Here is a 14,396-nt window from a genome sequence, read left to right on the forward strand (position 1 = left end):
ATGTTGATACGTTTAAATAATTTTTCCTACTATCTATAGAAACAGTACGGAAGCGTGAAAAATGGTAAGCTAATGAATGTAATGAAGTCAATTAGAGGTGAATGTATGAAGCATATTGTAATCGAAAATGCATACGAAGGAAATTTAAAAAATATTTCAGTCACGATTCCACGCAATCAGCTTGTTTGTGTGACGGGGGTTTCGGGCTCAGGAAAATCAACATTGGTGCTCGATACATTATACCAGGAATGTCAGCGTCAATATTTGGAGGCAATTGGTTATCAGGGCATTCAAAAGCCTGGTGTGGAGGCAATTCGCAATATTTCGCCCGCGATTCAAATTAATCAGCATTTAACAAATAAAAACCCGCGTTCCACAGTCGGTACGCTGACGAATATTTATACCGATTTGCGTATGGTTTACGAAAAAGTGAGTGAGCGCCCATGTAGTGACTGTGGCAAAATGTTCGCGCAGCATGAGGGCAAAGAGGTAACAGAAAATATTCATGGGGAATACACAACATTTGTGCATTGTCCGCATTGTGATAGCAAGCAGCTCAAGCTAACTCGCGCGCATTTTTCCTACAATAAAACGGATGGGGCTTGTCCAACATGTTCAGGTTTAGGTGTCGAGGTGTCGCTTGATTGGGATAAGGTGCTAGATGAAACGAAGACTCTAGAAGAGGGCGCGGTGCACTTTTTAGATAAAGGCTATCTAAGCTATGTGCAAGGCATTTTAAAAAATGCGTTCACCTTTTATGAATTGGGCGATGTGCAAAATGTACCGTTAAAGGATTGGAGCGAAAAGCATCGTGCTATCTTAATAAAAGGGGCTGAGGCGGCCAATGTTGATCCAGAAAAAGGTGTGCCGAAAAATGTAACTAAGGGGCGCTTTGAAGGGGTTGAACCATTATTATGGCGTCGCTTTACCGAAAAAAGTGGTGATTCGGAAGTGGAGTACTATTTTAAGAAAACGACTTGCTCAAGTTGTGATGGCGAGCGTTTACGTGAAGAGAGCCGTCAAGCGATTGTGAATGAAAAACGTTTACCAGAGCTGTCGAATTATTCATTAGAGCATTTAGCTGCTTGGATTGATGCATTAAATGCAAAACTATCGGAGAGCCAGCGTGCTTATATCGGTCATTTTATTTTGGATATGACGACGAAGTTAGCGCGTTTAATCAAGGTGGGTGTCGGCTATTTAACGCTAGACCGTCAAACGATTACATTGTCAGGAGGGGAACAGCAAAAAATTAAGCTTTCTGCGACATTAGATTCAGAGCTAACAGGCGTCATTTATTTACTGGATGAGCCGACAAGTGGGCTGCATCCGAAAGACACGCTTGGCATGATTGACATTTTAAAACGCATGCGTGATTTAGGTAATACGGTCATTGTTATCGAGCATGATACCGATGTGATGAAGGCGGCGGACATGATTTTGGATATTGGTCCTGGCGCGGGGACATTTGGTGGTGAGCTGATTGGATTGGGGACGCTCGAGCGGCTGATGGACATGGAAACATCTGTTACAGGCAGCTATTTGAAAAAGCCGACTGTTTTAAATACAAAGCCACGTCAAGCGAATGGTCATATTACAGTAGCCAATGTATCAGAAAACAACTTGCAAAATGTCACGGTGCAATTTCCAAAGCAGTGCTTTACGACAGTAGTAGGTGCTTCAGGTTCGGGGAAATCTACCTTAATCTTTGATGTCCTAGCGGATGAAACATTTGATGATTTCGACCAAGTCATTACGGTGCAGCAGGCGTCGATTTCACGGATGCGTCGCTCGAATATTGCGACCTATACCGATGCGTTTACCGTCCTACGTAATTCATTTGCGAAAGAACCATTAGCAAAGGAAAAGGGCTTTACGAATAAGCATTTTAGCTTTAATACAGCAGGTGGACGCTGTGATAACTGCGAAGGTCTTGGAGTGGTACCAAGCAATATGATGTTTTTCGATAATGTCGAGCTTGTATGTCCGGTATGTAATGGTAAGCGGTTCAAGGACGAAATTTTAGAAGTGACCTTGCACGACTATTCGATTTCAGAAATTCTGGATCTATCCATTGAAAAGGCAGCAGAAGTATTAAAGGCAGATAAAAAACTGACGAAAATTTTCTCGTTATTAATGGAAGTAGGTTTGGGCTATATTACGCTGGGACAATCATTGACGACTCTTTCTGGTGGTGAGGGACAGCGCTTGAAGCTGGCAAAAGAGCTTCTTAGCGTAAAAGGGCAGCAAAATCTCTTTTTAATTGATGAGCCTTCAACTGGTCTACATCCAGTAGATATTGAAAACTTTATCATTTTGCTAAACAAAATGGTGGATGAAGGGCATACCGTTATTGTCGTCGAGCATAATGAGCAAATTATTCGTGAGGCGGATTATTTGATCGAGCTTGGTCCAGAAGGTGGCGATAAGGGGGGCACCGTTATCGCGACAGGAACACCTGAGGAAATTAAAAACAATAGCGCATCCATTATGCGTGATTATTTGTAAATGGTAATCGAATGATGAACAGGGTGAGCCCCAGATAGGAAACACTGAAAACAGTGCTTCTATTTGGGGCTTATCTGTTTAATACAAGTGCTTCATTCCAAATAATCATACTTCCGTGCTTCATCTGCATACTGCTGTGATATTTGGCCGTTTAATTGATCTTCCTTTGAGACATGTAATATTTCGAGAGCTGAATACATATCCTCGCCGTCTTTGTCTTGATACAATTCATTATAATGCTCATAGTCACCTTCAAAGTCTGAAGGCGTATCGGAATTGCCGTATTGCGCAACGACTTGGAAGGAGTCCTCATTATCTTGTAATTCATCATCTGCCTCTCTGCCTGAGAATGAGTTATCCACAGGCGGCAGGATGCTCTGTTCCTCGATAGGACGGTCGGTTGGTACGTATTTTGCTTCACTATGGTCGATGCAAAACGCGGTATACGGTACGGCGCTTAACCGATCATACGGAATGGCTTCATGGCATTTTTCACAAACGCCATATGTTCCGTTTTCCATCCTTTCAAGCGCTGCGTCTATTTGGTCTTTCATATCTTCACTATGCACCTCTAACGCCATATCCTTTTCGCGATCGTATAGTTCGGTTGCTAAATCGGCCGGGTGATTGTCAATTGTTGATAATTCATCGGTCGCATCACGTAAGCTGTATGGCGATTTCACACTGTCTTCGTTTCCATCAGTGACTCCGCTTAATTCCTTTTTTTGTTCGATTAGTTTCTTTTTTAGTCTGGCTAATTGTTTGTCGTTTAGCATTGGCATCAATTCCTTTCAATTGTAGTATGAGCGGAATGAGGAGAAATCATTTAGGGAATGACATTTGGAAGTTATGATGATTTATGGATATTTGCAAATATATGTTGAATATCGCAAATATCTTCAAAATTTCGCAAATAAAATCTAAAAGTCGCAAATATCCCCGAGATTTCGCAAATAAAAATTAAAAGTCGCAAATATATTCGCACATGTTTCGGTGATGATTCAATTACTTAGTGAATATATGGTAAAATTTCTCTGGAGAGTGGAATTTAATAACTCAGGAGGATGAAACCTATGCAGTATAAAACTTGGAACGGTGCATCTGCTATTGTCATTAAGGATAATTGTGCGCTAATGGTACGTACAAAAAAATCGACTAGTTGGAGCGTGCCTTCTGGTGGAGTAGAAGTTGGCGAAACAGCAAAAGAAGCCTGTGTCCGAGAAATTTTAGAAGAAACAGGTTATGAAGCTAAGGTCGTAAAAGAATTACATACTAAAAAGACAATTATCCAAGATTATTTGGTGACAACTCAGTACTTCTTATGCGAAATTACGGGTGGTAACATTCAATTTCATGATCCTGATGAAGAAATTGAAGAAATTTCGTGGAAAGATCGCAACGAAATTTCAAAACTCAATCATACTTATCCCGAAGACCAAGAAATTATTGAACAATTTTTATTAAATATACTTTCTTGAAAAGGTACCTGAATTATGAGCATTTCACTGACTAATCTATTTCATAAAAAGGGGTTCAACTGATGTTTAACAATGAATTTAGCGATAATTTATCCAAATATGCAAATCCAGGTGAATATGATAAGACGTATAAAGGCTACACAGCAGACTTAGCGTTTATCGAGGCTCATTTAGCAGGGAATCCTCAAGCAATTATTGAGCTTGCTTGTGGGACAGGACGCTTAGCCATACCTCTAGCCAAGCAAGGACACACTGTATATGGTGTCGATATTGATGCAGGCATGTTGAAATTTGCACAAGAAAAGGCTACTGCTGAAAATCTTAACATTCATTTAAGTTTGCAAGATTGTACACAATTAAATTTACCAATTCAATCCAATTTTATATACATGACGGGGAATTCCTTTCAACACTTTTTAACAAATGAGAGCCAAGATGCACTTTTCGATGCAGTTAAAAAACACTTGAACCCAAATGGCGAATTTATTTTTGATACAAGAAATCCGATTTTACATGAACTTGTAGAGGGTGATTGTTCAGAAGAAGCTATTGTTCAACAGGGGGAACTAACGAAGGTCATTAGTCGGGAAATCTATAATCCGTTGACCCAAATTCTAGAATGTACGTCAACATATATAACTTCCAAAAATGAATATCAAGATCATATTAATCTTCGCTATACATATCCATTGGAGCTAAAACGACTATTGCACCAGCATGGATTCGAGCTGATCGCATTATATGGTTCTTGGAAAAAGGAAGTATTTGATGAAAAGAGTGTTTCAATGGTTGTTCATGCGCAATTAAAGTCATAGAAATGGTCCCATATTAAAAAACGAAATTGCGTATAATCGGCAATTTCGTTTTTGTTATGGTCAAATCGTCAGTAAATCACTACTTTAAAAATTTCCCGAATAATCCTTTAGCTTGTTTTTCGGCTGGTTGCTCCGTAGCTGTTGTTAGTTCCTGCTGGGCGACGTTGAGTTTGTTTAAAACATTCATAATGGCGCTGTTTTGTTGTTCGACACGATCGAGCTGACGTTGATGCGCGGCATTTGGTTCGTTTGCCTGTTCTAAAATATGCTGCATCATCGCGCCAAGCTGTTGCTTTAACGTGTAGTTTTGGTCGATTAGCAGCTCATTTTGTGTACGCTGTTCCTCGATTAGCGTTAAGAGCTGCTGGTTTTGCTGCTCAATCCCATGAACATGTGTGGCAAGGAGCTGCATGGAGTTGGATAAATCTTCGAATTGTGAAACATGTGGTGGAGCAGGAATGATCGTGTGCTGTAAAAAGTCAGCTGGCTCAAAAGTCGGCTCTGTTACCATTTGTGCCGCTTCTTTTAACTTGTAGCCACGCTCTTTATTTAGTGTTAAAAAGGCACGAAGCAAAATAAAATCTTCCTCTGAAAATTGGCGATGCATGCGGCTATTGCGGCGTACCTTGTAGCCATGGTCTTCTAAAATTGTCATGTAATGTTGTAACGATGCTTTGCTAATGCCAAGTTGCTCAGCAATTGCACCAGTCGCATAAATCGCGGGCATAGTAAAAACTCCTTAAATATCAAAAAAATAATATATTCCACTATAATTATACGCATAAAGTCATGTAGGTGTGAAGGGAAAGGTCGAATGGTTTTCTATAGGGGTAGATTTGAATAAAAGATTGCTCATTTTTTGAAAGTATGTTACTCCATAATGGCCCGATTATTGTATAATCCACGGCATCAAATTCGTGCATTTACAAGGTTTAGCACAGCAAAGTTTCTAAATAATGGAGGGGATAACGAGGCTATGTAGAATATTATTAAGGTAGGAAAAGGAGTAATTAAATGAGTAAACGTGGAAGTGGTGTTGCTTTTATAGCAATAGCTGCATTTTAATTTTCAGCAAAATACACTAGTGCAGCAATCTTTGGTTCTGGTGTTTTAAGTTGGGACGAAGAATTATTTAATGCAATGTTAAGCTACATAGGCATTCCTTTAAGCATGTCTAGTATGATTGCTTTAATAATAGGTGTAGGATACATAGCTTGGGGAGAATATGAAGAATTCAAAATAAAAAGCAGTGATTGAGGATTGATACCCATTTGCAATGTTAAGGTGATAAATGCATCTAAATCCCGCTTTGGAAAGGGGAGAGTTGCTTTGTTAAGGGTTTTGCAAATTCTATTTTCAATTATTACTTTAGCTTTTGCAGGGTATGGTCTATTCACAAAGGATTTTCAATTTCAAGCATATATGATTTTGTTCTTAGCATTCACAATGCTCGTTGTAGGGCTGCAAGAATTCAAAAGAAATAATAAAATTATAGGCTGGCTGCTATTGGGGGTATTTGCATTTTCAATATTCGTAGCTATCCAAAGTTTTATGTTGAATAACTAATACATAAAAATATACCTAAATAACCTAATGGTAGCTACCGTTCGTTTTTATGGAATCAGGTATACAAAGAAGTGATTAATAATTATAAAAGAGAACACAAATCGATTAAAAAGTAATTAAAGGAGATATTCGATTGAAATTAGCAGAGAAAAAATTCGAATGTAATACAGAAACAGAAAGATTAATTATACGACCGTTAAAAAATGTAGACTATGAAAATTGGTTGAAGGAATTTCAGAATCGCCTTCCATCTCAATATCACCACGATCAAGGAAAAATAGATATGAGCGAATGTACATTAGAATGGTTTGAAAACCTATTAAACAAACATCAGGAATTAGCACGTACAGATGCTGCTTACATATTTGGGATATTTAGCAAAACTGAAGGTACACATTTAGGTATGGTTGATTTTTCAACCTTAGCAAGAGATGACTTTCAATGGGGGAGAATTGGATATACCATTCATAATCAGTATTGGAGAAACGGTTACGGGAAAGAAGCGGTAAACGCAGCACTTACGATAGCTTTTGAACAGTTAACATTTCATCGTATTGAAGCTCATATTAATATTGATAATTTGCCCTCTATTAAGTTAATTGAAAGCGTAGGAATGGAATTTGAATGCATCCGTAAAGCTTTTATATACGAAAATGATGAATGGACTGATAATTTAGTTTATTATAAGAATTCAATTTAATCTTTATCAACAGTGGAGCAATATTCAAAAATGGAACTTCAAAGAGCAAAGTTCTCCTTTTATTTGAAGTTGAAAATATAGGAGGTGACAGCCTTGCAACGTAAACGGAGTGTAGGAATGCTTTCTTTTATTAGTTTGATTATCGGACTTATTTTCTTGGGCGTCTATATTTTTACTGGTAATTCTTTGATAAATGACAACATAACAATGCTACTTGGTTTTATCCTTCTGGCACTTTCTTTTGTTTTATCATTGTTCAGCAAAAAGGACAAATTCGGAAGGATATCACTATATGGTTTTCCGATACTTGTGGTCATTTATTTATTGTTTTTTGGAGTGATGTCTTTATTTTGGAATATACCCTAATAATTCAATTACACAAACGGACGCGATTCTTGAATAAGCTTAATTTTTATTCTTCAAATAATTGGAGATCTAATACAACTAGAACTAATAATGGGTACAAATTAAATCCAAATAACGTTCCTATACATATAGGGAACGTTCAATCTAACAACTAAGATTTTCAACCATTCTTAGCTGCTTTTTATTTCATTAGGTTACCAAACACCGCTTTGGGAAGGGTATTTATAATGTTTTGGAAAGTATGCAAAAATTTATGGCGATTATTATAAAATAAAAGTAAGAAGAAATTTATGATAAAAAGGGGAGCTAAAATTGTATTCTCATAAACCACAGGATTACGAGTGTCCATTTTGTCGAATTGTATCAGGCAAAGAAAAACAAAATAAGGGTACAAAGCAAAAAGATATTATCTATCAAAATAAAGACGTAACAGCATTTATTGCGAGTAAATGGTGGCCAAATAATAAAGGGCATGTTTTAGTGGTTCCAAACGAACATTTTGAAAATATATTTGAACTTCCAGCAGATATAGCTGCAGAGATACACCGTATAGCTCAATTAATAGCTTTTGCAATGAAAGATACATACAACTGTGATGGAATCTCGACTCGTCAACATAATGAACCTGCTGGTAACCAAGATGTATGGCACTATTATCTTCATGTGTACCCAAGATATAACGGAGACAATCTTTATATGACTAAGGGAGAATATACAGAACCAAATGAACGTCCCTTCTACGCTGAAAAGCTACGTTCATGGATAAATGAAAATTCACAAAAATATTTTTAAGCAAATCTATAAAATATTATTTGCGTTGCATTAAAATTTTAGTTAGTTGTCAAAAGAGACCAAATACCTACCTCAATCTTATTTCGGAATTTTTTGAATAAGCAATCTTCCGTCATTGGAAAAAAGCTCATATGGACCCGTACGCCTGCTTTTGTTTTCCGAAACGTCGCCTAAGGGGATTTGCTCAGACACATCGTAGAAGAATTGTTTACAAGTAATTTCCCAATATCACGAAGAAATGGTGCGTTCCTTTTCATTTCGCCTGAATGGAAACAGCGAGATGGCGAAAGACTTTTTCAAAAATTCCCGGCGTCAGACAAGATTGTTTACGCGAAAGCTGCGACGAACTAATGGCATCCCTTTGAATAGATGTTTGAAGTTTATCTGTATCTTTAAGCTGTTTCGCTAACTTATAAAACGATTTTTTATTCAAATGTGCAATGGTAAAAAGCTGAAGAAATTTGTACACAGTCAACTTTTTAATGTAAGCGTCGAAATTTGAAACGTTCGCAATTTTTAAATCTATGTAATATGGATTTAATGCTATATTAAGCTAATTGAATCGAAATAAAAGTCCTAATGAAGTTTGCGTCAAAAGGGCGCAACTTTTAATAGAGACATTCGTATGCTTAGAATTAACTAATGCAATCCATAATTATCAGATTAAATCTCTTTTGTGGAAAATAATAATTCCAACACTATACGACACTGCACAAAAAATATTTAATACAATGACCGATGAAAAGGAATAATGTAACTGATTAAATCCGTTTGTGACAACATAAAACGGCATCGATTCCATTACATTTTTCATTTCTACTGAGCCTCGATCCATTGCCTGAGCAGCCAATTCTCCAATAAAAATAAATGCAATATAATTACAAATTATTAAATAAAATTTATTTAAAAACAAGGCAGATAAAAGAACTGAAAATGCATATAAGCTCCCCATATATAAACCATATACAAAAATTAGTTGAATAAAGTCGGAGAATAATTGTGTAACATCCAACCTCGAAGTAGACATAAGTTCAATTGACCCACCAATCACGACATTTAGCAATGCCAAGGTAACACACAAGCAAAGTAAAAATTCAGCCTTCATTTGAAGGATTTTTATACGAGAACTTGTGCCTGTATAAATGGATTTAGATGTGCCTAAATGAAAATCAGATGTAATCGATATACTAGCTAGATAAATAAAATAAAGCTGGGTTAAAAATAGCGATAATCCAAAATTACCCACGAGTAAATCGGGCTTACCTACATTTAGGCGTATATATATAATATTATCTAACACAGTAAATACGATAAAAATAGCAAGAAATGCGTACATCGATTTACTATGTAATTTCTTTAACTCTAATGTCCAAATATTTCGCATGAGTAACCACCTTTATTGAATTTCCTTTTTAAAAAGAAGTATTACTGTTCCAACACCTATAAACAAAGTAGTCATCAGTAAAATAAAACTATCCACTATTGTAATAGAGCTATACTGCAAGCCTTGTGCCGCAATATTGATTGGGTTATGTGTTATAAATTTTTTTACATAATTTTGTGGAAACAATAATAAAATAAAACCTCTCAAATACTTTTCAACAATGAAAACAGTCATTACGGTAATCATTGTCGCCATTCGACTATAGGTTAACAGCGTAATGAAAAAAGCCAATATACAGATAAATAAACCGACAATCACATACACAACAATCGTTTGTACAAAATTCTGCAGTAGCACATCCATTGAAAATATACGTTCGTGATACATCAGCAAACTATTGGCACTAAATCGATGGACAACACTTACCAATGCGTAAAATATAAGCATCGAAAAAAATTTGCTGCTTAAGATGATTCGCCTTGGATACGGGCCTGTGAAAAGAATACGCGTTGTTTTAAATGTATACTCTTTCGATAGTGTTACAGCCGGCAGTAAAATGAGGACATAAAATAAAAGGTCATGAATTAACTGATAAAAAAATTCAGTGGTATATGAAGTTTCACTATCTAGCGTAAACGCAAACATACCTAGTGTATAAATACTAATGATTCCTAGTGCTATCCATAATTCTTTTGTCTTCACGACATATTTAAAATCAACCAATGTTAACCGAAATAAATTAGCCAATTTTATTGCCTCCTAATAAATCGAAAAACTTCGCTTCTAAATTTTTCTCTACCGGATAGACGGTAGAAATGCGCCCTCCCATTTTCACCACTTGAATAATTAATTCTTCCATATCGTGAGCTTTCGATTCAAAATGGATGGCATTTGTCGTTGTATCTTTTATGGATACATGTAACTGCAGGAGTATTTGTTTCAACTTATACGTATCTGTTGATTCCATTTTATAAGAGCATATTTCCGTGATAGATGAGTCCTTTAAGTCCAAAATTTCAAGTAATCGACCATTTTGAAGAAAGGCAACTCTATCACAAATGATCTCAATCTCTGATAAAATATGACTCGAAATTAGGACCGAAATTTGAAGTTTCTCGACAACCGTTTTAATGATATTGCGAATTTCCACGACACCTTCTGGATCGAGTCCATTTGTTGGCTCATCTAATATTAATAGCTGTGGGTCATTGAGTAATGCTTGAGCTAAGCCTAAACGTTGTTTCATTCCAAGCGAGTAATTTTTCACTTTTTTATGAATAAATCCATCCATATTTAATAGTTCAATAATGTCTAGAACTTCTTTTTTGTTATAGCCTCCTGAAAACTCAGCAAAGTAACGCAAATTCTCAATGCCTGATAAATTTGGATAAAAACTTGGATTTTCAATGACACATCCTACAAAGCGCTTATTCGTAGCATTCGTCTGAATAGAAACATTCCCTTTGTATTTGCGTGTAATGCCGACGATAATTTTCATTAATGTAGTCTTACCTGCACCATTTGGACCAACTAAACCTAGCACTTCACCTTTTTTAATCGCTAAATTAATGTGTTGAAGTGCAGCTTTGCCTTTAAAAATTTTTGTAACATCCTGCATTTCTAAAACATTCATTATAAACACTCCCTTATTCCTTACACTGCTTACCATTTATTGTAGACAAGCAATTAAAGGAAATCGTTTGATATATGTGACAAAACTCCATTCGTAAGTGACAATTTTGTCATATTAAGGTATTTTTGAATGAATAGAGATGTAATTCGTTCTGAATATTTTAAATTTAAATATTAGAACATTCTCCAACACCGCTTTGGGAGTGTTTGAAAGGAATTTTAAAAACTAAATCGAATGTAAATAATTATTATTGGGGGTGCCATATGAAAAAATGGATTATTATCGTATTTTGTTTTTTATTAGTAGCATGTGATAACAATGCAGCTCTTACAGCTGAAACGCCAGAAAAAGCATTACTATTACTTGAATCTCAAAAGGATTACCCAAGAATTGTAAAATTATTAAATTCGATTGAAATAAATGAGGAGCAAGTAATTTATGTTTTTGAAGGTGAAATAAATAATCAATCAGAATGGTTTGTTGCAAATATAGAAAAAGTAGGAGAGTCTAAATGGCTTGTTAAGGAGTCCATAAATGTTGGATTACCAAACAGTGAGGCTAAAAAATATTCTGCTGGAACAAATACTTTTACCGCAGGGGTTAGTAATGTTCCATTAAAAAAACTAGACGATAGAAAAGTTGTTACTATTCCTGACCATGAATATTTTGTTTGGATTGAGTTAAATAAAGATTAGAAACTATTTGAATTGGTTTGGGTCTTTTAATGCTTATACAGTCAAAATGTTGATATTTACAATCTGATAAACATTTTTACGATTTTCACGTTGTTAGGTATTGTAATTTCAATCCTTTCATTCATCTTTTTATGGTTGTCAAAAGAGAAAAGTCATTTGTGCTGAATTAAAATTCATTACCATTCAAAATAAGGTTCCCAAATGGCACTTTGTGGGCGTTGACCAAGCAATTAAAATAAATAAAAATCACTGTCTAATTCATATGAATCGATATTGATTCTAAAGATGGAGGAATCGTTCTGAAAAAAATATGGCTAGTACCTATTTATATAATCTTCATTGTCATGATGTTTACAGTTTATCAACAACAACGAGTAATTAACGATTATCGTAGTTTACTTTTTGAAGAATTGGAAAAGTTAAATACTCAATTTGAGCGTTTTTTGGTTTTTCATAAGGAATCAGAAAAGTATGATGAAAAAGAACGCAATGAAAAGCTTCAACAATTAAGAACCACTTTTTCAGATTTTTTTTACTATACCGGGGACATTTTAAAAGTAGAGTCTGAAATACGAGAAAACTATTTGATTACCTATCAACAGACGAAATTTGACCTTTCTAAACTTCTAGATAGCTATATAGCTGCAGCAACAGCAGAAGAACGTAATAGAATTTATAAAGAAATAAATGAACTTTATAGTGTTTACAATGAATTCCTTGATTCTTCTGAAGTGTAATTAATTAATCATTTTGAATAAAAATTTCATACAACTCTATAACTAATAATATTTCCAAATTAAAGTTTGGAAACATACTTAAAAGTCACAATCGCTGATTTGACAATGTTTGTGGCTTTTCTGGTGGAACATTTTTTATATAGCTTTTTATACAAATGGCACAAACCATTGTTATGGTTGCATTTAAACTTGCTAGGCTTGCTCAATGGCTTGCATAAAACATTGTATAACCTTTTTTTTATTGTCGACGCAATCCCATAAAAATGTTATTTCACAATACCGATTAATTATTGAATAAGTAATTTCAGTTTTTTTAAGCGTTATTCAACGACCACAATAACTGTCGTTGGTTCCATCTACTTCACTAAGCCAGCTGCATAAAATGGACCGCGCATTGCTGATTGATTACTTTTTGAGCTCAAAAAGGCTTTTAACAGGACACGTTGCTCGTATAAATAGTTATAAATTTCAATTGCAATGGGTATTTGGGGCATCTGGCTTTTCACAATCGAAAATATGTCGTTAAAAGATACTTCTAAAATTTAGAAGCTATATAATCGACAATATGAGAGAATCTGTCTACGATGAATACAAATATGCGCACCCGAAATTTAGAGGGCTTTGCGGCACAAAAAATTATTTGGCGCACCATTATTGTCATTCGCACCTGAAATGTTATGGGATTTTTATCATAATTGGGTGTACTCATGGCTGCCAATGCCCTTTATGGTCGATGGGTTACGTGAAATCTTCTTCTTCGGTACTGGTGTGACATGGGGTAATACACAAGTACTTGTTTGGATTATGATTGTCAGTATCATTGTGATTGTATTATCCGCATTAATTCCGAAAAAACAGGTGGAAGAATAAGTTGAATGGAAGCACCGAGTTCCGCGCTCGGTGTTTTTTGTGACTGGGGGATGATTTTGTATTTTATTTGGACGGGTGAGCAGGGATATATTTGCGACTTTTTGATTTTATTTGCGAAATTCTCGGGATATTTGCGATTTTAAAAGTTTATTTGCGAAAATATGAAGATATTTGCGATATCCCACATATATTTGCGAATCCCCAAAAATCCCCATTATTTTCCCGATTTGAATTCACTTTTGACTAGAACGGCACGCCGTCCCTGAATTAGGGTGATACACCTAAATTATGGTACAATTTAAAAAGAGCTGAATTGTCGGTTATTCTATTATTGATACGAAAAATCCGCTATCTAGCAGTGTGAACGAAATTTATCAGTCAGGAAACGCATCATCCTTTGGGCCAAATTATAGCGTGGTTCTAAACTTACATATCTTCAAATGGCACAACAGGGCTTTGAGAGAATTGGTCTTGGAAATAATCATTTAAGGTGGTGTTTAATTGAAAAAAATATCTCTAGTGATCATCGTTGCTGTTGTGTTCGGATTTTTCTATGTTTATAAAACGCCTGTCATTAGTACACAAGCAGCGTTAATTCATGCAGAAAAATATCTTTTAAATCCGCCAGAAGAGTGGGGAGATTCTATTATTTTTAATGGGCTAGAGGGGATTCCAGAAGAAAATATACGCGTGAATCTTTCGCAACAACACGGGTTTTGGCATGAATTAACGAATAGCATGCAATGGGAAGTGACGATAAAATCTCCAGAAAATGAATCTACTGTCATCATGGATGCACACACAGGTGAGTTTATTGAAATCATAGGGGCGTTTAGTTAAGAGAAAAGTTAG

Annotated in this window: 16 protein-coding genes and 1 pseudogene; 11 read left to right on the forward strand and 6 right to left on the reverse strand. The window is 35.6% G+C overall.

Going from position 1 to position 14,396, the window contains the following annotated elements:
- Positions 1-105: 105 nt before the first annotated feature.
- The gene (locus MKX47_RS07245; RefSeq protein WP_340772492.1) at positions 106-2,508 is read left to right on the forward strand and encodes an excinuclease ABC subunit UvrA; all 2,403 of its coding nucleotides are present in this window, start codon (positions 106-108) and stop codon (positions 2,506-2,508) included.
- A 92-nt stretch (positions 2,509-2,600) separates the two neighbouring features.
- Here MKX47_RS07245 and MKX47_RS07250 read toward each other — a convergent pair whose 3' ends face one another.
- On the reverse strand, positions 2,601-3,284 hold the full coding sequence (locus MKX47_RS07250) for a TraR/DksA C4-type zinc finger protein (protein WP_340772494.1): 684 nt from the start codon (positions 3,282-3,284) through the stop codon (positions 2,601-2,603).
- Positions 3,285-3,581: 297 nt separating this feature from the next.
- On the opposite strand from MKX47_RS07250, the gene MKX47_RS07255 reads away from it, so the two are divergent.
- Together MKX47_RS07255 and MKX47_RS07260 are read left to right on the forward strand one after the other, a co-directional pair.
- Positions 3,582-3,986: an NUDIX hydrolase gene (locus tag MKX47_RS07255; RefSeq protein WP_340772495.1), complete on the forward strand. Its 405-nt coding sequence runs from the start codon at positions 3,582-3,584 to the stop codon at positions 3,984-3,986.
- 62 nt (positions 3,987-4,048) lie between these two features.
- Positions 4,049-4,801 (forward strand): class I SAM-dependent methyltransferase, encoded by a 753-nt coding sequence (locus MKX47_RS07260; protein WP_340772499.1) that lies wholly within the window; start codon positions 4,049-4,051, stop codon positions 4,799-4,801.
- A gap of 79 nt (positions 4,802-4,880) precedes the next feature.
- On the opposite strand, the gene MKX47_RS07265 is transcribed toward MKX47_RS07260, so the two are convergent.
- Positions 4,881-5,528: a helix-turn-helix domain-containing protein gene (locus MKX47_RS07265; protein WP_340772501.1), complete on the reverse strand. Its 648-nt coding sequence runs from the start codon at positions 5,526-5,528 to the stop codon at positions 4,881-4,883.
- A gap of 695 nt (positions 5,529-6,223) precedes the next feature.
- On the opposite strand from MKX47_RS07265, the gene MKX47_RS07270 reads away from it, so the two are divergent.
- The 4 genes from MKX47_RS07270 (at position 6,224) to MKX47_RS07285 (ending at position 8,225) form a co-directional block, all read left to right on the forward strand.
- Positions 6,224-6,367: a DUF3953 domain-containing protein gene (locus MKX47_RS07270; protein WP_340777739.1), complete on the forward strand. Its 144-nt coding sequence runs from the start codon at positions 6,224-6,226 to the stop codon at positions 6,365-6,367.
- Positions 6,368-6,500: 133 nt separating this feature from the next.
- Positions 6,501-7,067, forward strand: coding sequence for a GNAT family N-acetyltransferase (locus MKX47_RS07275; RefSeq protein ID WP_340772502.1), 567 nt, complete (start codon positions 6,501-6,503; stop codon positions 7,065-7,067).
- A 93-nt stretch (positions 7,068-7,160) separates the two neighbouring features.
- Entirely contained in the window at positions 7,161-7,433 is a 273-nt protein-coding gene (locus MKX47_RS07280) for a hypothetical protein (protein ID WP_340772503.1), read from the forward strand.
- Positions 7,434-7,745: 312 nt separating this feature from the next.
- Positions 7,746-8,225, forward strand: a complete 480-nt coding sequence (locus MKX47_RS07285; protein ID WP_340772504.1) for an HIT family protein — start codon at positions 7,746-7,748, stop codon at positions 8,223-8,225.
- Positions 8,226-8,883: 658 nt separating this feature from the next.
- On the opposite strand, the gene MKX47_RS07290 is transcribed toward MKX47_RS07285, so the two are convergent.
- The 3 genes from MKX47_RS07290 to MKX47_RS07300 are packed head-to-tail and all read right to left on the reverse strand — an operon-like array spanning position 8,884 to position 11,242.
- Positions 8,884-9,609, reverse strand: a complete 726-nt coding sequence (locus MKX47_RS07290; RefSeq protein ID WP_340772507.1) for a hypothetical protein — start codon at positions 9,607-9,609, stop codon at positions 8,884-8,886.
- 12 nt (positions 9,610-9,621) lie between these two features.
- A complete protein-coding gene (locus MKX47_RS07295) occupies positions 9,622-10,356 on the reverse strand; it encodes a hypothetical protein (RefSeq protein WP_340772509.1) in 735 nt (244 codons plus the stop codon).
- A complete protein-coding gene (locus MKX47_RS07300; protein ID WP_340772511.1) occupies positions 10,349-11,242 on the reverse strand; it encodes an ABC transporter ATP-binding protein in 894 nt (297 codons plus the stop codon). The genes MKX47_RS07295 and MKX47_RS07300 overlap by 8 nt, the downstream gene beginning before the upstream one ends.
- A gap of 263 nt (positions 11,243-11,505) precedes the next feature.
- Here MKX47_RS07300 and MKX47_RS07305 point away from each other — a divergent pair, with 263 nt between their 5' ends.
- Positions 11,506-11,937: a hypothetical protein gene (locus tag MKX47_RS07305; protein ID WP_340772513.1), complete on the forward strand. Its 432-nt coding sequence runs from the start codon at positions 11,506-11,508 to the stop codon at positions 11,935-11,937.
- A gap of 344 nt (positions 11,938-12,281) precedes the next feature.
- Positions 12,282-12,674, forward strand: coding sequence for a hypothetical protein (locus tag MKX47_RS07310; protein ID WP_340772515.1), 393 nt, complete (start codon positions 12,282-12,284; stop codon positions 12,672-12,674).
- Between the two features lie 356 nt (positions 12,675-13,030).
- On the opposite strand, the gene MKX47_RS07315 is transcribed toward MKX47_RS07310, so the two are convergent.
- Entirely contained in the window at positions 13,031-13,168 is a 138-nt protein-coding gene (locus MKX47_RS07315) for a hypothetical protein (RefSeq protein ID WP_340772517.1), read from the reverse strand.
- A gap of 145 nt (positions 13,169-13,313) precedes the next feature.
- Here MKX47_RS07315 and MKX47_RS07320 point away from each other — a divergent pair.
- Together MKX47_RS07320 and MKX47_RS07325 are read left to right on the forward strand one after the other, a co-directional pair.
- A pseudogene (locus tag MKX47_RS07320) lies at positions 13,314-13,544 on the forward strand (hypothetical protein); the annotation flags it as partial.
- A gap of 501 nt (positions 13,545-14,045) precedes the next feature.
- Positions 14,046-14,384 carry a hypothetical protein gene (locus MKX47_RS07325; protein WP_340772519.1) on the forward strand — a complete coding sequence of 113 codons (339 nt, stop codon included), beginning with the start codon at positions 14,046-14,048 and terminating at the stop codon, positions 14,382-14,384.
- Positions 14,385-14,396 lie beyond the last annotated feature (12 nt).

This window comes from Solibacillus sp. FSL R7-0668, assembly GCF_038006205.1.
In the GTDB taxonomy this organism is placed as follows: Bacteria; Bacillota; Bacilli; order Bacillales_A; family Planococcaceae; genus Solibacillus.